At 63.8% G+C, this 22,112-nt stretch carries 19 protein-coding genes; 10 read left to right on the plus strand and 9 right to left on the minus strand.

The window, feature by feature from the left end; translation table 11 throughout:
* The first annotated feature begins 5 nt into the window (after positions 1 to 5).
* Positions 6 to 260 (plus strand): hypothetical protein, encoded by a 255-nt coding sequence (locus SH412_RS12410; protein ID WP_336523835.1) that lies wholly within the window; start codon positions 6 to 8, stop codon positions 258 to 260.
* A gap of 34 nt (positions 261 to 294) precedes the next feature.
* Positions 295 to 501, plus strand: coding sequence for a hypothetical protein (locus SH412_RS12415; protein ID WP_336523836.1), 207 nt, complete (start codon positions 295 to 297; stop codon positions 499 to 501).
* 92 nt (positions 502 to 593) lie between these two features.
* Here the strand turns inward: SH412_RS12415 and SH412_RS12420 are convergent, their stop codons facing one another.
* The 6 genes from SH412_RS12420 to SH412_RS12445 all read right to left on the minus strand — a co-directional run bounded on the left by SH412_RS12420 (position 594) and on the right by SH412_RS12445 (position 7,809).
* Complete coding sequence (locus tag SH412_RS12420) at positions 594 to 2,573, minus strand: NHL repeat-containing protein (protein ID WP_336523837.1); 1,980 nt, start codon at positions 2,571 to 2,573, stop codon at positions 594 to 596.
* 154 nt (positions 2,574 to 2,727) lie between these two features.
* The gene (locus tag SH412_RS12425; RefSeq protein ID WP_336523838.1) at positions 2,728 to 3,906 is read right to left on the minus strand and encodes an AAA family ATPase; all 1,179 of its coding nucleotides are present in this window, start codon (positions 3,904 to 3,906) and stop codon (positions 2,728 to 2,730) included.
* A gap of 512 nt (positions 3,907 to 4,418) precedes the next feature.
* Positions 4,419 to 4,814, minus strand: a complete 396-nt coding sequence (locus tag SH412_RS12430; RefSeq protein WP_336523839.1) for an Imm1 family immunity protein — start codon at positions 4,812 to 4,814, stop codon at positions 4,419 to 4,421.
* Positions 4,815 to 4,832: 18 nt separating this feature from the next.
* Positions 4,833 to 6,701: an RHS repeat-associated core domain-containing protein gene (locus tag SH412_RS12435; RefSeq protein ID WP_336523840.1), complete on the minus strand. Its 1,869-nt coding sequence runs from the start codon at positions 6,699 to 6,701 to the stop codon at positions 4,833 to 4,835.
* A 15-nt stretch (positions 6,702 to 6,716) separates the two neighbouring features.
* Positions 6,717 to 7,049 (minus strand): hypothetical protein, encoded by a 333-nt coding sequence (locus tag SH412_RS12440; protein WP_336523841.1) that lies wholly within the window; start codon positions 7,047 to 7,049, stop codon positions 6,717 to 6,719.
* Entirely contained in the window at positions 7,015 to 7,809 is a 795-nt protein-coding gene (locus SH412_RS12445) for a hypothetical protein (RefSeq protein ID WP_336523842.1), read from the minus strand. The genes SH412_RS12440 and SH412_RS12445 overlap by 35 nt, the downstream gene beginning before the upstream one ends.
* Positions 7,810 to 8,115: 306 nt before the next feature.
* Here SH412_RS12445 and SH412_RS12450 point away from each other — a divergent pair, with 306 nt between their 5' ends.
* From SH412_RS12450 to SH412_RS12470, 5 genes are all read left to right on the plus strand, one after another.
* Positions 8,116 to 10,212, plus strand: a complete 2,097-nt coding sequence (locus SH412_RS12450; RefSeq protein ID WP_336523843.1) for a hypothetical protein — start codon at positions 8,116 to 8,118, stop codon at positions 10,210 to 10,212.
* A gap of 186 nt (positions 10,213 to 10,398) precedes the next feature.
* Positions 10,399 to 11,874: a sodium:solute symporter family transporter gene (locus SH412_RS12455; RefSeq protein WP_336523844.1), complete on the plus strand. Its 1,476-nt coding sequence runs from the start codon at positions 10,399 to 10,401 to the stop codon at positions 11,872 to 11,874.
* A gap of 174 nt (positions 11,875 to 12,048) precedes the next feature.
* The gene (locus tag SH412_RS12460) at positions 12,049 to 12,303 is read left to right on the plus strand and encodes a hypothetical protein (RefSeq protein ID WP_336518717.1); all 255 of its coding nucleotides are present in this window, start codon (positions 12,049 to 12,051) and stop codon (positions 12,301 to 12,303) included.
* An 88-nt stretch (positions 12,304 to 12,391) separates the two neighbouring features.
* Positions 12,392 to 13,642, plus strand: coding sequence for a hypothetical protein (locus tag SH412_RS12465; protein WP_336518718.1), 1,251 nt, complete (start codon positions 12,392 to 12,394; stop codon positions 13,640 to 13,642).
* A gap of 253 nt (positions 13,643 to 13,895) precedes the next feature.
* Positions 13,896 to 14,072, plus strand: coding sequence for a DUF7716 domain-containing protein (locus SH412_RS12470; protein ID WP_336523845.1), 177 nt, complete (start codon positions 13,896 to 13,898; stop codon positions 14,070 to 14,072).
* 147 nt (positions 14,073 to 14,219) lie between these two features.
* Here the strand turns inward: SH412_RS12470 and SH412_RS12475 are convergent, their stop codons facing one another.
* From SH412_RS12475 to SH412_RS12485, 3 genes are all read right to left on the minus strand, one after another.
* Positions 14,220 to 15,437, minus strand: a complete 1,218-nt coding sequence (locus SH412_RS12475; RefSeq protein ID WP_336523846.1) for a hypothetical protein — start codon at positions 15,435 to 15,437, stop codon at positions 14,220 to 14,222.
* Positions 15,438 to 15,623: 186 nt separating this feature from the next.
* On the minus strand, positions 15,624 to 17,456 hold the full coding sequence (locus tag SH412_RS12480) for a cation:proton antiporter (protein WP_336523847.1): 1,833 nt from the start codon (positions 17,454 to 17,456) through the stop codon (positions 15,624 to 15,626).
* A gap of 363 nt (positions 17,457 to 17,819) precedes the next feature.
* Positions 17,820 to 18,101, minus strand: a complete 282-nt coding sequence (locus SH412_RS12485; protein WP_336523848.1) for a hypothetical protein — start codon at positions 18,099 to 18,101, stop codon at positions 17,820 to 17,822.
* Positions 18,102 to 19,223: 1,122 nt separating this feature from the next.
* Here SH412_RS12485 and SH412_RS12490 point away from each other — a divergent pair.
* From SH412_RS12490 to SH412_RS12500, 3 genes are all read left to right on the plus strand, one after another.
* Positions 19,224 to 19,553, plus strand: a complete 330-nt coding sequence (locus tag SH412_RS12490) for a hypothetical protein (protein WP_336523849.1) — start codon at positions 19,224 to 19,226, stop codon at positions 19,551 to 19,553.
* A 94-nt stretch (positions 19,554 to 19,647) separates the two neighbouring features.
* Positions 19,648 to 20,709: a DUF1559 domain-containing protein gene (locus SH412_RS12495; protein WP_336523850.1), complete on the plus strand. Its 1,062-nt coding sequence runs from the start codon at positions 19,648 to 19,650 to the stop codon at positions 20,707 to 20,709.
* A 136-nt stretch (positions 20,710 to 20,845) separates the two neighbouring features.
* The gene (locus SH412_RS12500; RefSeq protein WP_336523851.1) at positions 20,846 to 22,075 is read left to right on the plus strand and encodes a Kelch repeat-containing protein; all 1,230 of its coding nucleotides are present in this window, start codon (positions 20,846 to 20,848) and stop codon (positions 22,073 to 22,075) included.
* Positions 22,076 to 22,112 lie beyond the last annotated feature (37 nt).

Genomic DNA, 22,112 nt, shown 5'->3' on the forward strand with positions numbered 1-22,112 from the left:
TCGCTATGCGTCCCATTGTCCGTCTGGCCATCGCCTGCTGCGGCAGTGCCGCGCTGTCCGGCTGCATCGGCCTGAGCATCGGCGGCCGGACCATCCAGCAGACCTGTCCCGACCTCGAAGCACGGATGGCGCAACTGGAGTCCCGGGTGAACGGCCTCGAAAAATCCGTCAATCCCCCGGCGGTGCTGATGCTCCCCGCCGAACAGAACTTCGTCGCGCCGGTGCCGCTGGAATCCCCGCTTCCCCAGGCCATGCCCTGACGCCACTCGCTCTGGCCACCCCGGAGACCCCGCCGTGCTTCCACGTTCACACCCCATCGACAGCCTGCTGCTGGCCCTGGCGCTGACGGTCGTCTGTTCCGGTTGCCTCTCCATCGGCGGAAAGCTGGCGCTCGAAGACAGTCCGAACACTCAGGCCCGACTGTCGAGCCTGGAAGCCCGAATGAGCGCCGTCGAGCAGTCAGTCGGCGGGGCAGGGGCGGTCTCGATGTCGGGACAGTAGGGGCGACTCGGAACAGGGATGGCTGAGCCGTTGTCGGCCCTGCCGGGAATTTCCCCGGCGTCGCGCGGCGCCGACGGCGATCGCAGGCGAGTTTATTGGGGAACTGCAGGCGGCGCTGCCAGTCCGACGAAGATTACGATGCCGTCCCCGCCGGGGTTCGATCGGACATCCGTGTTGAAGTTCGGTTTCCAGTTGTTGACGGTCCAGAGATTGCCAGCCCGATCGATCGACAATCCCGTCTGCCGCATCAGCGGAGTGAAACTGCGCGGACCACTCGATCCATAAAGCGGCGTGCCATCGTGCAGCAAGACCTGGCTGCCGGCGGATGGCAGCGTGTATCCCGTCGAAGGTGAAAGAGGCGCCCCGGTGGCCTTGCCGTGAGGCCTGGCAGCCGGATTGGCGCCGCAGAGTTTTGAGACGCGGCCGGTGGTGAAATTGCTGCCTGGCTGCAGCGGTCCGAAATTCGCAATCCAGATGTGGTCTTCGCCATCGACCGCAACGCCCCACGGACCATTGATTCCGCCGCCGCTGAAACTGCCGAATTGCGTGCCGTCGGGCCGGTAGCCGTAGATTTTGCTGTCCCCCTGGGAGGCGACCCAGACGTTTCCGTAGGAGTCGGAGGCCAGCGACTTGAGCGCCTTGCCGACGAATTTCCGGAACTTCAGTTCCGCGGCGCCCTGATCGTTCAGCTCGAATTTTGCAACGCTGCTGGGATAGCTGCCGTCGAATCCGCCGCCGTTGGTGACCCATGCGGCGCCGGTGCGGGTGACATGCATGCCGAACGGCTGGCTTCCCTTGTACTGCTGAACGCCGCTCGATTGCTCCGGATTGCCCAGCGGGAACACGTAGACGCTGTCGTTCCCGAAACTGGAGATCCAGAGATTCCCCGCGGAGTCCGTCCCGACGCCCTGCACTCGGAGCGGCCCCCCCTGGTAGCCGTTGGGAACCGAGAGTGGCACTCCCGATCCCGAAATCTTCGAGATGCTTCCGTTCCCGGACGTGGTCGGGTTGTCGCCTCCCCAGCCGAAGTTCCCGACCCAGACCGAACCGCTGGGATCGAGCGTGATCCCCAGGCCGACCCCCAGAATGCCGCCGCCGCTGATCGGCGAGGTCGGCGTGCCGTTCGCTCCATCGGCCGGTTGTCCGTTGGGCTTGAGAACCATGATATGCTTCGCGGACTTGGTCGTCCCCTGGACCACGTTATTCGCGACCCAGGCATACCCTTTTGCGTCGAAGACAATGTTGGCCGGTCCGCCAAACAGAAAGGCGTCATTCCCCGAGTCGTTCACCTTGACGGTCACCGTCCAGGCGTCCGGCATCCTCACCAACGCCGGGCAATACGCATTGCGCAGCTTCGTGAACGAGTAAATCGTCGCCACGTTCTGACCGGGATTCCTGGCAAGACTCGCCAGGGCCTGCACCGTATTCACCGGCGTAGAACCGCCCGGCGGTCTCGTGAGCTCGAAAAAGACTCTTCGAACGAGCGGGTGATTCACGCAGGCCGCCAGCAGATTGGCGAGCGAGCGCGTCAGACGCAGCGAGTTGGTCTCATCCGCATTCGGCGATGACTGCAGGACCGGCGACGATTCCCCGGTCGCGGAGGACACGATGTTGTCATTCATCCCCGCGGCTAGCTGCAGTGCGAAACCGTCTCCCGCGATCACCCCCGTCCGGTAGAACTGCGCCATCGACCAGGCGGCGGCGACCGTGGTGAGCTCGTTGATCGTCGTCGACGGCGGCAGATCCGGCCCCAGAATCGTCACGAACTCGACCCCGTTGCCGAGATTGGCCGTCACGAAGAAGATGCTCGATGACGTGTCCGTGGGCGACGTGATCTCAAACCGCCCGGATTTATTGGTCACGGCCTTTCCGAGTTCGCCGGGCTGCGTTTCCGTCGCCTCGAACAAGGTGATCTCGGCCCCGGCGAGCGGCCTGTCGCAGCCGGAGGCGCTCGTTTTCAGGGTGCCGCTCAGCACGCCGGCCCCGGCCGACGAGCTGCCGCACGCCGCCAACAGCGTTGCAGCGACGACGAGACGGACGGACGCCGCCAGACCCCGCGGAAATCGCATCACGATGGACTCTCTTGCCGAAGACACTACGGGTACAACTGGCCCCTCGGCCACTCCTCCCCGAACCGTATCACCGATCGCAAACCCACGAAGCGGGGCATCGGCCGCGCGTCCTGGGAAATCCGCCGATCCACGCTCCCCGAACGGGACGTGAGGGTTATTCCGGTTCTCGCAAATGGCGATCGCCCCGGAACGACAGTCGAACGACGGAGAAAATCGCCCGGTCGGCGTGGGCATTCCCACCGCCGCCGCATCGACCATCCACCCCCAACCCAACTCTGAGTCGGCACGAACCGGCAGTGCCGGCGTGGCCGACGTAGCCCGGCGGGACGCCGATGAGGCCCGAGACGCTGTGGGGTTCGGTGAAATTCCCCATCGAATAGACCTGCAGCCGGCGGCTGGTCGAGTAGACCTCGGCGATCCGCTTGGCCAGTTCGGTCTTCCCCACGCCGGTCAGGCCGGCGAAGAGCATCACCGAGGCCGGCTTGCCGGGGGCGGAGAGCCCCGCCTTGATCAGCCGCAGTTCGCGGGCGGCCGTTTCGACGGCGTTCGGTTGGCCGACCACCGCCGCGGAGAGGGCGGCGGCGAAGTCGGTTTCGTCGCCGCATCCCAGCAGCGTCTCGGCCGGAATACCGGTCCGCTCGTGCAGGACGGCGGCGATGTCGGCCAGTTCCAGCGTCTGCCGGTCACTGTGGTGCATCAGCCGCTCGAAGGCCAGCCGTTCGCAGGCTTCGCGGAGGACATTGATGTCCTTGGCGGGATGGTACTCGTTGAGCAGAAAGTGCGACGTCAATTGCACCGTCCGGCGAACCAGCTCCGGCGCGATCGCGACATTGTGTGACTGCGCGAACTCGGCGGCATGCTCGGCCGCGATGGCTTCGGCAGTCGGTTCGTCCGGCTCGTGGAGATCGACCCGCGCGAAGTATCGCAGCATCTCGGCATCACCGGCGACCAGGTCGGCGTACTCCCACGGCGTCATCACGCCGATGACCCGCAGGCCCGGCCGGTCCAGCAGGCCGCACAGGTGCGACCGATTCGAACCGCCTCCGGATCGCCGCAACAACGACGCGATGCCGTCCAGGCAGAGGACCAGCTTCGGTTCGTTGACCGCCGAGGCGAAGATCGATTCCAGGCAGGCCCGGCTGTCCTCTGGGCTGACGTACCGGCAGTCGATTCTGCGGAACTTGTGCTCAGAGAGGAAGGGGATTTCGCCGGAGGATGCCTGCCGGGCCAAGTCCTGGACCGCATGGGTGCGACCGATGCCGGGGAGGCCGACGAGGAGCGGGTGGCAGCGGTGGGTGCGGAAGAGTGTTGAGACGACGTGTGAAAGCGCCATAGTGGGCACACCAGTCGCCGCATCGGCACCCCTCCCGCTCGATCTCCAACTCTGCGCGGCAAGATGCGCCAAGCTGCCTTCCCAATGTGCTGCAATGCGGATTCGATCCACAACGTCGGCCCCGCCAGTTTGCATTAGAGACTTCAATTGCCTGTTCCGAACTCCAAATCTCGAAGACGACGGAACACGCTATAACCCGCTCCAGAACAATATCGAGTCGCTCCAGAAACTGATCCACTTCGCGTGGTCATGGTCCAGCAGTCACCGTCGACGATAGACGAAACACATCACGAAGTGAGCGTACAGGGCATCGTCGATGATCCGTCGCTTGGAAGGCATCCCACCGCTCCAACAAGAGTCGTCATCGCATTCACTGGCTTACAGCAAGCTGGCGCCCCAGGCAAGTCCAATGACCGCAACATGCGGTCAACCTCCCATCGCTCTGCGGCACAGGTAGGACGAAGGCGCCCAACCTGTGCCGCCTCGGGGAAACTACATTCTCCGCCGCACTTTCACGGAATCTCGATCCAAGACACAGCCTTTGGGCGCGAACACGTCTCAACATACTCGTGTAACGCAGCAAGAAGCGTATCGCGCGAAATACACATGGAGCAGTCTACTTCACTTAATTCGCCGACGTAGTCAAACACCGCAATGCCATTGGACTCTGAAGTCTCATCTTGTGCAATAAATGTATCGCACGCCCCCACATCTTCATGAAATTCGAGAAAACAGGCAGAGTTCGATAACCCAAATTGAGCAAAATGAGGCTGATCATTCGGCGCAAGCGTTAACACCGGAGATTTGTCTCCCGCATTCAGTATGTTCGTGAGACACGCCTCGACGTCCCTCCACGAGGTCGCTACTAAAACGTCACGACTACCGTCAGTCACCGTCCATGTGGTCATTTTTCACCGCCTCTACCATTAAAAATCGCCTACGTACCCGTCAGGACCGATAACTCGCAGGCGAGCCCCCTCTGGAATCCAATCTCCCAAGTAAACATCGCAACCCATCTCTTTCCCGCGGCACTCATAGCGACAGTGGCGGCGATTAATAAACAATATTCCTTCTTCTGCTCCCAGTTGACGCATAATGCCTGCGGCATGTGCTTCAACGTGAGTCTTTGGAACCAATGTCAGACCAGGCAACCGTGGCAGAGTGCGAGCAGGCCCTTTTAGGCAGCTCGTTAAGTCAAATTCTCCCTGAGCCGTTCTTAACACTCCGACTGGCTTTCCACCTGTAAATGCCGGCAGTCGCGACCACTGTACATTGTCTGCACCGTACTTCGCAACGAAATGCTCGTACCACTCCGATCCGAGCACCGGAGTATGAGCCGACGTGCCGGGGCCGGAGGGGGCCGGGAGGTGAGCGAGATCGTCGTCAAGCATTCCTGAGGGAAGAGGTGAATCAGAACCACCTTGAATGCATCGGAACGGTCGCGAACTACCAACACGAGGCGCGCACCGCCCGATTCGCCCAGCATTCCTTGCTAATGAGGATACCGCGCGAGCAGCAGCGGCAACATCGCATACAAGCAATACGACTTCGACACAGTCCATAACCGAGCCGGCGTCTTCGCACGCTGCTTCCCGCGATGCTCGATGAAACTCGGGCGGCGCCGTGTACTCGCCGCGGCGGTCGAGTCGTGCCTTTAAGAGGATCTCTTCTCGGCGAAGAATGAGAGTTCGAAGACTATTTCCAATTAACGCGTTCCAACAAGGCATAAAGGTACCGGACAGAGCAGGTGCGGGTTTTATTTGTTTGACGATGTGTTGGTCGATTCCGGCAAGCCAAGCCAACTCGTAGGGGTCTTGCGGGCGGGAGAGTGTCCAACCAAGCGATTCGAGTTTGCAGTAGTACCTTTGTAAAGGATCGTCGTCGAGAGCTCCGACAGCCGGTGGCATGTAAGGGCGTCCGAGCGGGGGATTGGGCTCTTGTCCGCTGGGGGGAGTGTGTTCCTGTAGATGCGCGGCGTAGTAATTCCATAGTGCCTCAGTCTGCTCTCCAGTTTGTGCGTGCTCAGCGATGAAATCAGCAACTTGGGACTCACTGGGATTAGACTGTAGGAAAAAGGCGAACAATCCAAGGAGGAGGTCTTCTTGTGAGTTAGGCTTTGGGCCGAGGCCAGTTGGGTCTGAATGCTGGATGGATCGGTTTCTGGCGTAGCGATAGAGATTGGCATCCCCCGCCGCCAATCCCAACGGATCCGGCGACACGAACCGCCCACTGGCCGGGTCGTAATCCCGCCACCGCACGTTATAGAGCGAGATCGCGCGCTCGTAGCGATAGCCGACCCGCCCCACCCAGCCATACGGGTTCTCGGTTGCTCCGGTCGTCTCAACCAGCTCCCCGAACGCCTGGTAGCGGTAGTCATCGGTGACGGCTCCGGTGGCGTCGGTCAGGCCGGTCGTGCTCCCCAGGGCGTCGAAGCGGTAGAACGAGCTGTCCGCATCCCGCCGCTGGCTGACCAGGTCGCCGAACGGTTCCGGCTGGTAGGTGTACTCCGCCTCGACCGCGCCGACGTCATCGGTCTCCCGCACGACGTTGTTGTTGTCCCACAGGAATCGCGTGACGATCACGCCGTCGTCCTGCTCGACGATCCGTTCCTCGGCGTTCTTATTGACCGGCGACCAGACGTGCGTGACGACGTCCCCCGCAGGGAGTGCGATCTGCGTGAGCTGGTTTTCGGCGTTCCACGTGTAGGTGGTCAGCTCCAGCGCCGGCGTTTCCAGACGGGTGCGATTCCCCGCCGGTGCGGCACGGCCGCTTTGTGCCTGCGGCAGCCGGAGCACAGGGCCTGCAATGCACTAACGACGGAACAGGCGGTGAATTTCCTGCCGGAGGCAGAAGCTGCCCGTGGCAGTCGTGTTGCCAGAGAACGAGTTCGACGCGAGAAGTCGACTGGCCCCATCATACACGCTGGTCGTCCGATTCGTCTCGGTGATTTCCACCGTGCGGTTGCCGGACGGGTCGTAGACGTAGGTCGTGCGGTAGGCGTTCGCCCCGCTGCGGGCCTCGGCGAGGAGCTGTCCGGTGGGGTCGTAGCTCCAGGTGACGCGGGCCTGTTCGCCCGCCGAGACGCCACGGCTGCGACAACCCCACCCCCTACCGCTTCCCCCGCCCCGGCCGCTGCTCGTCATACCGCCGCGGAACCCGCCACGCCGGAACGGGAGCCGGCTTGGTCAGTTCAGGCTTCTCGGCCTGACCCAGCGCAACCGGCGGCAGGATCTCAAAATCGTCGGCCCCCAGCGGCGTCGCGGGGATCGACGGCACGTCCTGCAGCCGGGCCGCACGCCGCAGGGCCGTCAGCAGCGCGCGGATCTGCCGGTGCGTCTTCCAGTTCTGACGGATCACCAGCGACCCCGTGGCCGGCACGGGGGTCATCGCCCCTCCTTCGCCGTCGACCTGCTCCCACATCGCACTGGTGGAGTCCTGAATCGCCATCATCAGACTGCTCCAGTCCTCCTCCCCCGGAACCAGATCCTGCACCGGATAGACGCGAGTCGACAGCCGCAGTTCCAGCTCCTCCCTGGTGCTCACCACGAAGATGCCCTCCTCGGGCGCAAAATCCAGATCCTGTGACTCCAGCACGTGAGTCAGGGCCACATGCAGCGGCACATCGCCCAGTTCCAGCGAGACCGGCGTGGTCGAATCGATCCCGGCGTCCCGCAGTTTCTCGACGGCCAGAAATACCGGAATCCGGCAGCGCTGGCTGACAAACCGCAGCCACTCGTCGAGCGGCGTCTGGTCACAATCCCAATCGGCACGCAGCAGGAGAACCGCCTCGGGTGACGGCGTCCCTGCAGCCGTCCCCGCCGTCTCGACCTCAGCCCGGCCCACGCTGCCGACGCAGTTGCCGACGGCCAAAATCGCCAGGACACCCCACACGCGGCTGGTCATCGGTCGTTCTCCCGAGTTAGCATCTCAGTGACAGGTTATCACCATACCGCGTGCGATCCAGGAACTGCAAATTGGGTTTGGGGACCGAGAAAGCTCCAAATCACAAACGCCAAGTTCCAAACAGGCAAGAGACGCGAAATTCTGCACAAGGGAACGATGTTGGCGGGGACTGCGTCCTCTGTCTGACGGCATTCCGTTGAAACCCGCGCCTGCCTGACGTTTCCTGCTGGAGAACGGACGTCGACGGTCCCTGATGTCCGGAACGCCGTTTTGAGCCGAAATCAACACTCCCCAGAGGATCTTTTCATGTCGCTGCCGCAACTGCTCCTCGCGCGTTCCCGCCCCCTGGCTCGGCTGGGGCTGGCCTGCGGACTGGGATTCGCCGTCGCGGGAACCGTACCCGCCGCCGAGCCGCTCCCCCTCCGCCGGGTGGTCATGGTCAACTCGGGGATCGGGTTCTTCGAGCATGGCGGCCCGGTCGAAGGGAACCGGAAGGTCGAATTCACCGTCGGCGCGGGCGAATTGAACGATCTCCTCAAGAGTCTGGTCGTGCAGGATCTGGGGGGCGGCAAAATCGCCGCGGTCAATTACGCCTCGCCGGAACCGGTCTCGGAGACGCTCCGGCAGCTCTCGGTCGATCTCACCGCCAATCCCTCCCTGTCGCAGATCTTCCACCAGTTGCGCGGGCATCAGATCGAGTTCAGCTCGACCGGGCTCGACGGTACGACCAAGGGGACGATCGTCGGCGTCGAACGACGGCGAACGATGGCCGCCAATGCGCAGGTCGTCGACACGGACATTCTGACGGTGCGGACGGCGACCGGCATTCGTTCGGTTCCGGTGGCGTCGATCCTCGCCACCGCTTTCCCCGAAGAGAAAATCGACCGCGACTTTCAGCAGGCGCTCGACCTGCTCGCCGGCGCCCACCAGGAGAGCCGCAAGACGGTCGAGCTCGATCTCCGCGGCGACGGCCCCCGTCAGATCCGCGTCGGTTACATGCAGGAAGTCCCCGTCTGGAAAACGAGCTACCGGCTGGTGCTGGACGACAATGATCCGCCCAGGCTGCAGGGCTGGGCGATCGTTGAAAACACCACGTCGCAGGACTGGAGCGAGATTCAGCTCACGCTGCTCGGCGGCCAGCCGATCTCGTTCCAGATGGACCTCTATTCGCCCCTGTTCGCCACCCGGCCGACAGTCGCGCCGGAAACGCCCACCGCCGTCCAGCCGCGGACGTACCAGCAGAATCTCTATCAGCAGGTCGACGAGTTCCTCGCCGGCGCCAGCAAGCCCGCCCGGCTGCCGAGCTACGGCGGCCTGGGAGGCTTCGGCGGCGGGCTGGGCGGCATGGGCGGATCGATGGGGGGCGGGTTCTTCGGCGGGGGAGGGGACAACACGCCCGGCTTCGCGGCCCACACATCCAGCATGGAATCCGTCGCACAAACGGCCGAAATCGGTCACTCGTTCCGCTATGCGATTGCCACGCCCGTTTCGCTGAAGCGGCACGAGTCGGCGATGCTGCCGATCGTCAACGACGAAATCACCGGCGAACAGGTCGCCATCTTCGACAGCCGGGTCCACCCCAGCCATCCCCTCGCCGGCGTACAGCTCACCAACTCGACGAAGCTCCACCTGCAGGCGGGGCCGATCACCGTCTTCGATGACGGCGAATACGCGGGAGACGCCCGGCTGGGCGATGTTCCGTCGGGGACAAAGCGCCTCATCAGTTATGCGCTGGATCTGAAGACCGAAGTCGTCACCGCGACGGCGACCGAGCCCCCGGAGCTGATCGGGGTCAGCATCGACACAGGTCGGGTGCTGCTCAAGCGCAGGGACGCCCGCCGGACGACGTACACGGTCAAGAACTCCAGCGACCAGCCGCGCAAGCTGCTGCTGGAACAGCCACTCGACGCCAACTGGCCGACCGTCGAACCGGCCCCGGCCGAGAAGACGCGAGAGTCGTACCGGTTCGCCTTCACAGTCCCGGCCGGGAGAACAGACACATTCGCCGCGACGGAATGGAAGCCGGCCGATGAAAGACTTCCGCTCCGTGAGATGTCGCAGGCTCAGTTCGAAACGTACGGGAACTCGGCGCTGGCCTCGGTCGAAGTGCAGGCGGCGCTGAAGAACCTGCAGCGGGAACAGGCAGCCTTGCGGAAGCTCGCCGCGGAGCGGGAACCGCTGGAACAGCGCAACCGGGAGCTGATCGCCGAGCAGCAGCGGCTGCGGGAAAGCCTGCGGGCCGTCGGCCCAGCCGAGGCGCTGCATCAGCGGTACGTGAAGAAGCTGGGTCAGACCGAGGACGAGCTGGAAGCCCTCGGCGCCAAACTGAAGCACGCCCGCGAGACAGAACTGGCGGCAGAGCAGGCGTTTCATGCGAAGACGGAGACGCTGACGGTGAAGTAGATACCGCGCGTCCGAAAATGGTTGTTGTGACGGTTCGTCCGCTGCGTTACCTTCAGCCGCGTTCTCAGGCGCCGGCTCGATTCCGCCGTTGACGAATCGGCCCCCGGCGAATCGTTCCTCGCACTCGCCATTCCTCCGACTGACTCACCCGCCCGCCGACTGCCGGCCCTCCACCGAGCTCCCTCTATGCGTCCACTCGACCTGGCCGTCATCGGTCTCTACGCCCTCGCCATGCTCGCCGTGGGCCGCTACTACAAATCGCGCGTGCAGACCTCCGACGACTACCTGCTCGGCGGGCGGACCATGAGTCCGTTCATGATCGGTCTGTCCCTGTTCGCCACGCTGACCAGCACGCTGTCGTACCTGGCGTACCCGGGGGAAATGATCAAAAACGGGCCGATGATCTTCGCCCAGCTCACGGCGTTTCCGTTCGTCATGGCCATCGTCGGCTGGGGGCTGATTCCGCGGATCATGCGGCAGGAGAACGTCACCAGCGGCTACGAACTGCTGGAACTCAAGCTCGGACTGACCGGCCGGCTGCTCGGCGCGACGATGTTCATGGCCCTCCGCATCGTCTGGATGGCCGCCATCCTCTACGCCACCACCAGCAAAGTCCTCGTTCCGCTGCTGGGACTCGATCCTTTCTGGGCGCCGTTCCTCGCCGCGGCGATGGGAATCATCACCCTCATCTACTCCGCCGAAGGGGGGATGCGCGCCGTCGTGATGACCGACGCCCTGCAGTCGCTGATCATGTTCGTCGGCGCAATCGTAATTATCGTGGTGGTGTCGATCGACCTGGGAGGCGTGGGCGCGTGGTGGCCGGAGACCTGGGCGACGCATTGGCAGAAACCGGTCTTCTGGTTCCGCACCGACGTCCGCGTGACGTTCATGGGAGCGTTTCTCAACATGCTGGTCTGGATGACCTGCACCTGCGGGGCCGACCAGATGGCGATTCAGCGCTACCTGTCGACGCGCGACGCCAGGTCCGCCCGCCGGTCGTTCGGCGTCCATTTGATCACCGAAGTCTTCATCGCCCTGCTGCTGGGAGCGGTGGGCCTGGCGCTGATCGGCTACTTCATGGCGCGTGCCGACAGCCCCGCCGCCGCTGCAGGTCTGTTCGATCAGGCGGACGAACTGCTCCCCCGCTTTGTGGTGACGGTCCTGCCGGCCGGGCTCGGCGGGCTGGTCATCTCGGCGATGCTCTCCGCGGCGATGTCGAGCCTGTCGTCCGGAATGAACTCGGCGAGCGCCGTGATCACGACCGACTTCATCGGGCGACTCATGCGGACCCGCTGGACGTCGCATGAAACGGTCCGCGTCGCGCGGGTCGCCTCCGTGCTGATCGGCATCCTCGCGGTGCTGCTGAGCATGTTCGTCGGGCAACTGGCCACGAACCTGCTGGAGCTATGCATCAAAGTCGTCAACCTGCTGACCGCCCCGCTGTTTGTGCTCTTCTTCCTGGCGCTGTTCGTGCCGTGGGCGAAGCCGGCCGGCGGCGTCGCCGCGACGGTGGCAAGCATCGGCGTCGCGGTGGGGATCGCGTTCTTCAAACTGGGGGGCCTGGAATTCCTCTGGACCGCCCCGGCGTCATTCGTCGCCGGGGTCGTTGCCGGCAGCCTGGTGAGCCTGATTCCACGGGGCAGACAACAACGTTCGGCATGACAGGCGTGAAGCACGGATCTCTGACCATGTTCCTGGCACCCATGCTCTGCATGGGCACGTCCGGCCGCGAGGCTCCGCCTGGGCTGCGCGAAATCCGTCGTTTTCAGGGGCAATTGGCCTCGGCGAATCGTCGCGTTTTTGTTCCACTGGGCTTTTTGTTCAAGGAGGAACGTCATGACCTGCGAAACCAGCGAAACAGCCGTCGCCCGGTATTCGTCGCCGGCGGGCAAGTTGGTGCGGTTCTTCGAGCGGAGTCGCAATCGGTGGAAGGCGAAGTCCGGCCAGTGGAAGCGAACCTGCAAGCTCCTGCAGAACCAGACCCGCGCCGTCGAGAAGAGCCGCGCGATGTGGCGCACGCGGGCCGCCGCGGCCGAACGCCGCGCGGCGGACCTGGAACGTGAGATCGCCGCCTTAAAATCCGGGCGCTGACCGGGTCGCCGACGCAGCCCCTGGCCCCCTCCCGGACGCCGTCCGACCGGCCCATCATGCGTATTCGGCAGCGGCCATCGGCCTGACGTTGCAGTTCTGTCTGGCCGGAGCGGTCAGCTTTCGCGGCTGCCGGGCGGTGGTCGAACTGCTGCGGGACAGCCTGCCCCAGTTCCGGGGGGCTCCTGCGGCCAATACTGCGGAAGCGTGGCTGCTGCGGCTGGGACTGCACGAGTTGCGGCGGCCCAAGGAATTCGCCGCCGACTGGGTGTTCCTCGTCGACCACACGCTGCAACTGGGGTCGCGGAAGTGTCTGGTCATCGCGGGGCTGCGATTGTCGGCGTGGAAAGCGCTGACGGCGCCGCTGACGCACCAGGATCTGACGCTGCTGGCGCTGCAGCCGGTCGAAAAATCCAGCGGCGAGATCGTCCAGCGGCAGCTCGCGGCTGCGGCCGGGCTGGTCGGCGTGCCGGCCGCCATCCTCAGCGACGAGGGTTCGGATCTTCTCGGCGGCGCTCAGCGTTTCCGCGAACAGCACCCGACGACGCAGGTGCTGCACGACATCGCCCACAAGACGGCGATCGTGCTCAAGCACGAACTGCTCGCCGATCCGCGGTGGATCGCGTTCGTCAAACACTGCGGGCAGACGCAGCCACGGGTGAAGCAGACGGAACTCGGACACCTTGCTCCCCCCACGCAGAAAGTCAAAGGGCGTTACTTGAACTTGGGGCCGCTGATCGGCTGGGGCGCCCGCATGCTGCGGCTGATCGACACGCCCGCGGCCGAACGTCCCGCGGGTCTCGACCTGACGCGGCTCGAGGAGAAGTTCGGCTGGATCCGCGACTTCCGGGAGGCGCTCGTGGACTGGAACGACTTGCAGGCGGTCAAGGACCACATGCTGGAGTTCCTGCGCGTGGCGGGCTACCACGCCGCCGCCGGCGAGACGCTGCGCCGGCAACTGGAGACGGTGGCCCGAACGCCTGCCGGTGAGCGTGCGGCGGCGCGGCTGGTGGAGTTCGTGAGCGAGCAGTCGAGCGGCGTGCTCCCCGGACAGAGTCTGCCGGCCAGCAGCGAAGTGCTGGAATCGCTGATCGGCAAGGGCAAGCGTTTGCAGGGCCAGCACAGCCGCGGCGGCTTTACGAAACTGATTCTGGGGATGGCCGCGTCGGTCGTGCGGATCAGCGAGGAAAAGATCTGCGAAGCCCTGAACGCCGTGCGGCATCGCGACCTGCTCGCGTGGATCGACGACCACTTAGGCAAGTCGCTGACAGCCCAGCGCCGCCAGGCCCTCCCCGTCCTTCCAGGAACAAAAGCCGGATCAACCGGGACCGCCAACAATTGACGATTTCGCGCAGCCCAGGCTCCGCCTCGCATCGATTGACCTCACGCAGTCCGAATCAGCGGTCTGCGAAGCAATCAGTCGATCACTGGCAGAGGCTGGGATCGAGAACTGAAGGATCGCGACATGAATACCATGGAAAAGACACTCGCAGAGACGTTGCAGTCGGCTCCATCATTACCGTGGAGAGCGGCGCTCTATCTGCCAGTCGAGATCCGCTGGGAACTGAATACTCCCACGATTATTTGCAATCCCGATGACCGGCACGGACGCCATTCCTGCACCGGGGATGCGCTACGCCCTCTCGATCGCTGACGTGAAGGACATTGTCGACAACGCCCGAAAGCAGCGACCCGACTGTTCTCCGGACGACTTACTGAAAGCGTTTCTGTTCTATTTCGAACGGGATGCGTTTATTGAGTTTGGGCAGTGATCGCACCCGGCATTCCTGGCAGTCCGCTGATCTATTGTGTGCCACGGCTGTGCCAGCCGCGCGAGCGCTCCAACTCACTTGGAATTGCGTCACGTCCGACACGGCCCTGGCACTCGAAGTCAAATCTTCAACCGCCGTTGACGCCGATCACTGCTCGCCGCCCCCCTGCTGCGGCGGAATCGCCTGTCTCAGCAGCGTCGCGATCCACTCCAGTTCCTCGTCATCGCGGCCTGTCAGCAGACTATAGGGCTTCCCGTCGCGAGGAACGATGTGGAGCTGCATCACCGGCACGTCGTTGACCTCCATCCCGCTCTTCCCTATGCGGGCGGTGGCCAGTTCCTCCAGGAGCCACTCCCTTCGCTTCGTGCCGAACAGGCCCAACTGGATCAACTTGAGCTGGCCACCGGCGACCGCGATCGCCGCCTGACGGCGGCCCATGTTGATCGCCGCCAGCAACATGCCCAAGCCGGCCGCCCAGAAGACCGCCATGACCATCGCAAAATTCCAGACTTCCCCGCCGGCAGGCATCTTGCCGTTGAGCAGCGATAAGCCCACTCCGCCAGTAAACAGCGTCATGAATCCGCACCAGAAGAGACTGAAAAGGAACAGCCCCGCACTCCCTCTCCAGACGCCCAGCGCGGGAACGACGAGCGTGAAGCCCCCCGGAATCTCCCGATGTTCAACGAGGCTCCCCGCCGGCTTCTCGAAACGGTCGATATCTCCGGCGCCGAATCGGACGGGACTCTCCACCAGCACGACCGGCAACGGCGGCGCCGCGACGGCGGCGACATCCAGCGCGTCCTCCGCCGCCAGTTGGTCGGCAACGGCCTTCAGCCACGGCTCGGGATACCCGATCGCCAGCCACCGCGGCTTCCCCTGGTGGACCTCCGCCTTCAACGCCGCCATCTCGGCGACGCGCCGCGCGAGGCCCGCTTGGGCCCGCTGCTCGTTCCGCGGGATGCTGTGGACGGCCAGCCGCGCGATCCTTTCGCGCCGCACGGACTTCCTCCAGAAAATCGGGCCGATCCGCTCGCCATAGCGAATTACCCCGTTGGCAACATGAATCTCGGCGTGCCCGAACGAAATCGCCCCTCCCAGCAGCACCCCTCCCACGGCCGCGGCCACGCCTGGCAGGATCAGCAACCCTGAGAGAGCTCCCCAGGGGCCGAACATCTGCACCATCCCGCCGGCGAAGCCCCAGACCCAGAACGCAAGAAACGCGAGTGCGACGCAACCGCCGGCGATCGGCGCGAGCCCGACCCAGCGGAAGCCCCCCAGATCGCGCCGCGGGAAAATGTAAACGGCTCCGCCGCCGAAGGACGTGTCGCATTGAACTTCCGGCGGCAGCGGCGTGACCGATGTCATGCGAAGCTCTCCAGCTCTCCAGATTCGAACCGCGATCGACAAGCATTGTCCGCCTGCGGTCTCCAATCAAGAGGCCGAACGCTGCGGTCCCGAGTTGCACGCCCGACCGTGGATCCGCATGAAATCAGCCAGCCGCACGCGAAGTGAAACGTCACGAGCAGCCATTTCGCCGACCCGATCGGCCCCTCAACTCGCTCCACCAGCCGCTGCACTTTCCCCTTCCGACTTCTTCACTTCATCCACTACGCTGATCACCAGATCCCCGGGCCTCGGATCGACCTTGCCGTCCGCCGTGCAGACCTGCACCGTCCCGTCGGGCTTCACGACAAACAGGGGCAGGGCGGCGGCGCCGTGCTCGGACTGGAATTGGGCGTAGTCGAACTCCTTCGTCAGCCGCGTTTTGCGGATCCGGGCGGCCCCCGAGAGCAACTCCTCCATCCGGTCGAACGTGCAGTCCGGTCCGAACAGCAGCCGTCCGCGATGCTCCAGCGGAACGCCGGTCTGCACGCCCGCTTTCGTCGGCGGAAACGGCAACTGGTACACCTCCTGCCGACCGAAAGCCTCGACGAAGTTGAGACATGCCAGCGAGTTGGCTTCGTTGTTCGCGGTCACGGCGAGCATCCGTCCCAGCTCCGTATAGTCGAGCTCCTCCCGCGTCGCGTGCGACAGCGCGCTGCCGTAGTGGCAGGGGAGCCCGGCCATCCGGCAGCGGGAAATCTTCGCCCAGTCGGTGTCGATCAGAAACACCGGGCAGCCTTCCTCCTTCAAGATGCGGGCCAGCGCCTGCACCCAGGGATACGCCCCCACAAACAGAATCCCCTGCGGATTCGACTGCGTCAGCCCCAGCCGCCGGGCCAGCGGCGCCGCACTCACGCCGTAAACCAGCACCGTCACAAACACCACGAGAAACGTGACCGGCACAAGCGCGTCCGCCTCCGGATAACCGACGCTCGTCAGACTCAGGGCAAACACCGAGGAAATCGACGCCGCGACGATGCCGCGGGGCGCCATACAGCACAGAAAGACCCGTTCGGGCCAGGAAAGGCTGGAACGCCACGCGGCGATCAGCACGGACGCCGGCCGGGCGATCAACACCAGCACCGCCACAAAGGCCAGGCTCTGCCACCCGAGCCCCGCCAGATCCTCCAGCCGCAACCGCGCGGACAGAATGATGAACAAACTCGAAATCAGCAACACCGTCAGGTTCTCCTTGAACTCGACGACGTGCTTGATCGAAACCCATTTCTGATTGGCCAGCACGATCCCCATCACGGTGACCGCGAGCAATCCGGACTCCGCCTGAACCGCGTTGGCCGCCGAGAAGGCCACGAACATCAGCATCAGCGAAATCGGATTGTTCAGCGTGTCGGGGGCCCAGAACCGCGACAGCACCAGAATCAGGATTCCCGCGGCCAGACCGCCGGAGAGAACGCCGATCCCGAGCGTCTTGCCCAGCACGAGAGCGGCCTCCGCGAAGCCCCCTTGTCCGGGTCCCGCCTGAATGACCGTAAACACCAGCAGAGCCAGCGTCGCTCCCAGGGGATCGATGATGATCCCTTCCCACTTGAGCAGCGCCCCGACTTTGCCCCGCAGGCGCAGATGGCGCAGAATCGGCCCGATCACGGTCGGCCCCGTCACCACGAGGATCGCTCCCAGCAGCGTCGCCACAGGCCAGGGGAGTCCCAGAATCCAGTGAGCGGACAACGTCCCCACGACCCAGGAGACCCCCGCTCCCACGGTCGTCAGCAGCACGAAGACACCGCCGATCGACCGGAGTTCCCGCGCTTTGAGGTTGAGCCCCCCCTCGTACAGGATCACCGCCACCGACAGCGAGACCAGCGGCAGCAGCAGTCCGCCAAACAGCTCGTCCGGATGCAGCCAGCCCGTGACGGGACCCGCCAGGATGCCGGCTGTCAGCAGCAGCAGTATCGACGGAAGCCGGACCCACCACGAAGTCCACTGCGCCACGATGCCGAGCACGAAGATTCCAGCAAGCTGGAACAGGACGGCGTGGGACAAGCGAGGAACCTCCGTGGAAGCGTCGAGGAGCTCAAATGGAACTCGGCGGACAGGGAGTGATCCTAGTCGGCGCCGGAACGAATGTCATCCGCGCGCGGCCGCACGTCTCATGTCCGAGCTCCGCGCGGCGCGCGAAGTCACGACTGAAGTCCACCAGAGACTTCGTCGCCAGGAATGCTTCCAGGCGACCGGAGTGTCGCACGGCCGCTTCACTGGCTGCGCCCGGTCATGATGGAGAGCCCGGCTTCGTTTTCGCGATCCACTTCGACGGCGGACCTCAGCCCCGCCATCATTCCATGAGGACCGTTGATCCGGTTCGAAGGCCAGTTGCTGTGGGCCACGAGTTCTCAAGCGCCGCAGTCGTCAGAACAGCACCGTGCTGCGCAGGACCTTCCAGCCTCCGTCGACGTTCCGGATCTGAAACATCCCGCCTCCAAGTTCGCCATCCCCACCGGCATGCACCTGCACCGTCCCGTCGTGGCCGTGCGTCATCCAGCGAACCGGGCGGGATGTCTCGCGCCGGATGATTTCGGCGATCTCCGCATGCTCCGCCGGCGTCAACTCACGCGGCGGCATTGAGGGCAACTGACGTCCGCGCAGCAGGATTCCCGCCAGGACGATTCCCGCAATCAGCACTGCAGTCACCAGTCGCCTCCCCGGACCACACAATCGAGTCGAGGTGTTCTGCCCCGCGTTCATCCGGCCCGCGCAATGACTGTTGGAAGAACTCGACCGTGAGACACGCCCGTCGGTCCGCCGCGGCAGCGGGGCAGGCGGGCACGACAATTCGACGATTCCATCCCCGCCGCCGTTCCCGGAGTCGTCGAGAAGCGGCTCAATTCGAACGACGGGCGCCTCTCCACGACGGCGGCGTTTCCAGTCCGTTCTGTTCGAATCGCTGCGGAATGTCGTCCGATTCGCCACCCGGAATTCGCGCGACGCTGCTCATCGAATTCATTCCGGAAGCCTTCGTCATCAGTACTTCGCGCAAAATCCTTCAGACTTCTCAGACAACTTGGTTGAAAGCGATGGTACTTCTCCGTATTGTAAATTGACGCTCATCAAAAATTCACACAATTTTCATTTGTCGGCGCGGCATTCGTCCTTGCCGTTTCAGTCGTTGCTTCAACGTGACCAGCTCTGACCTTTCAGGAGGTCGATTTGGCTGTTTGAACTTTCAGCCCGATGGAATCACCGTCGCAGACTGGCGAACGGCGGCTCGGTCCGTACACCCCGCCTGCTTCGGCCTTGGAGACTTTGCGCTCCTCCTCCGATCTCAGCAGAGAACTTCCGTGGCCGAGTGTTTCCGGCGATTCAGCCTTTAGCACTGACGCGTCGCTTGAGGGTCGGCCCTCGGCCCCCAGAGACACCTCGACTTCCGCACACAATGAGACTGCATCAGCATCACAGTGGCATTCGCATTCCGAAAAAAATGGCATCGGAGTTGCTGATTCCCCAGAACATTCGCCGAAGCCGCGGGTTCTAAAGCAGGCCGGTCGAGTCGGGCATTTCGACGCTCGTTCTCGTTTCGCAGTTCCAACGTCGACTGATGCAATTCCGAGGGCGGGCGAACGTCAGTGCGGCGAACTCGTCAATCGTTTCACTTGCTGGAAACATTCTCGAAAGGGTCGACTCTCGATGCTGCCGATTCGTACCCGGTGCCCCCGGCTGACTTCGCAGTACCTCTTGCTTGGCGCTGCACTTTTGGTGTCCGGTTGTGGGCAGGGTGACCGACCGCCGATCGGAACCGTCTCGGGCACCGTCACGATGGACGGCGAGCCGTTCAGCGGAGTCATCGTCTCCTTCATGCCCGAAAGCGGCCGGCCCGCCACTGGCATCTCCGACGACAGCGGCCGGTACTCGCTGGAGTACGTGCAGGGTGTCAAAGGCTGCAAAGTCGGCCCCAGCAAAGTGGTCTTCTTTGCCCCGACCGGCGGCACCATGAGCCACGCCATCCCCCCCAAATATCAGGCCGAGTCCGAACTGTCCGCCGACGTCAAAAGCGGCAGCAACACATTCGACTTCGACCTGAAGTCATCGCCGGACGGCGGTCCCGCCAAGTCGGGCGCCAAGGCCGCCCCGGTGATGGCGGATTGAAGTCCTCGGCCGTCCCGCCGGTCCGGATTCTTTGCCGCAGTTCTTTCAATTCTTCTGGTTCAATGGTCCCTTTCTGTTCTCAGGGAGATGTTTGATGAGTTCGAGACAAGGTGTTCGACGCGGCTTCACGCTGATTGAGCTGCTGGTTGTCATTGCGATCATCGCAATTCTGATCGCGCTGCTGCTCCCCGCCGTTCAACAGGCGCGCGAAGCGGCCCGACGCACACAGTGCAAGAACAATCTGAAACAGATGGGACTGGCCCTGCACAATTACCACGATGTGTTCGGCGTCCTTCCCCCCGGATGGGTCAGCCAGTATTACCAGGTGTTTACCGGCGAACCCACCATCTGGAGCTGGGGCTCCATGGTTCTGCCCTACATCGACCAGGCCCCGCTCTACAATCTGGTCCAGCCGGGCACGTCGCGCATCGATCAGAATCTGGCTGCGGGCGGCGCCCGCGCCCAGGCGCTGACCACTCCCCTGACGGCCTTCCGCTGCGCCAGTGACACCGGCCCGGGGCTGAATAACTTCTCCGGCGCCATGGCGACGGCGGCGGCTTCCGCCACAGACCTTGACACATATAATCGCAACGCCACCAATGGAACGGCGAACGTCGCGATTGCCACTTCCAACTACGTCATGGTGGCCGATGCGGGGGACAGCATTACGCCGTCCGTCAGAGAATCCGATTACGGTCCGCCGCTCGGCGTGGCCTGGAACGATTCCAAGGTCGGCCTCAAAGACATCACCGACGGCACCAGCAACACACTGTTGATCGGCGAACGCGCATTCAGCATCAAGAATCTGCCGATCGGCGCCGGCAATGCCCTCGGTTTCAGCCCCGCCACATCGGTTGGCAGCTATGCCAATCAGCAGTGCCGTTCGTGCCTGGCCGCTGTCGGCATTTCCTACTGGGGACTCAATCAGACCGTGACCAATGCCGGCCACCAATCGCGCGGCTTCTCCAGTAACCACACCGGAGGCGTCCATTTCGTTCTCGGCGACGGATCGGTCCGGTTCATCAGCGAGAACATCGACTTCAAGCCGAACAGCATCGGCGGAGCGGCCCCCTCCCACGCCGGCCCGCTCTACGTCAACAGCGTGTTCGAGTACCTGATTGGCCGCAACGACGGCAACGTGATCGGCGAATTCTAAGCCGGGACGGATGGAGAACTCCTCAATGCGATCGAGCGTCTCGTGGTCCGCAGGCGGATCGCGGGACGCTCTTTTCGTTCGCAGCTCGCCAATCTCTGTCTCTTTGATATCGCCCCTCGCAAGGACCGGAATCGAGATGGAAGCGTGCTCTCCATTCCTTCGAAGCGTCATCTGCAGCATTGCAATCCTGTCCCTGGCCTCCGTGGCCGCCGGCGGCGAGATTCGCGGCCAATGGACCGATGGCGATCCCCGGCAGACTCTCCAGAGCATTCATCTGCTGGGAGCGGCAACGCGGCTGGGCAACGGCTCGGTCATCGCCGCAGGGGGGCTGAATCGCAAGTCCCTGAATTTCGCCGCCGTTGCGACTGCCGAGTTGTACGATCCCGCCGTCGGTCGCTGGATGCCCGCCGGCCCGCTCAATTCGCCGCGCTGGTCGCTCGACGCCATTACGCTGAACAACGGCAAAGCCCTGTTCGCCGGCGGCGCCAGCGGCTTTCTGCCAAACGCCGCTCTCGACACCGCCGAGGTCTTTGATCCGGAGACCGGCAAATTCTCCTTGACCGCCAACACTCTCTCCGTGGCGCGTCAGAGCTATGGCATCTCGTCGCTAAGCGACGGCCGCATTCTGATCGCCGGCGGAAATCCGACCGGAAACAATCTGTCAGGGGCGGGTGCCACGGCCGTCGACATCTACGATCCGCAGACGAATCGTTTTCAGGCCGCGGCCCCGCTGCACGAGGGGCGGGCGCTGCACGCTCAATTGACGCTCCGCGACGGCCGCGCAGTGGTCATCGGCGGCGCACAAACCAGCGCCGAAATCTACGACCCCGTGCAGGATACGTGGACCATCGCCGCAGGCCGTCTGCCGACGTCTCTCAAAGACACCAAAGCCTTCGAACTCTTCGACGGTCGAGTGTTCCTGCCGGGCGGCCAGAACGTGGTCGATGGAGTGACGTCCGACGCGACGTGGTTCTTCGACACAGCGACCGGAAAGTTTTCGCCGGGGCCGAGCCTTGCCGGATTCAATTCCGCCCCTTCGGGCGTGCAGGTCGGCTGCAGCGACTACTCCGCCTTCGATCTGTTCCCCGCCGACCACAAGCTGCACGGGCGATACATCCTGATTGCCGGCGGCGAACACGATCCCCCCACCGGGCCGGATGTCGAGCTGAATTCCGCGCTGATCTTTGACGCCGCGAAGAACGAATTCGTCAATGTCGGCCCCATGCCCTTTGTCCACGACGACCACACCGAATCGCTGCTCGGGATCAATTCGAAAGGCAACCCCGAAGTTCTGCTGTTCGGCGGAAACAGTTCCTCGGGCGTCAGCCGCTTCGAATTCTTCACGGACTCGATCGACGAACCGTAGGACCGCGGTTCCATGTTCCGAGCCGCAGACTCCCCAC

The sequence above is a fragment of the Planctellipticum variicoloris genome (assembly GCF_030622045.1).
Classification (GTDB): domain Bacteria; phylum Planctomycetota; class Planctomycetia; order Planctomycetales; family Planctomycetaceae; genus Planctellipticum; species Planctellipticum variicoloris.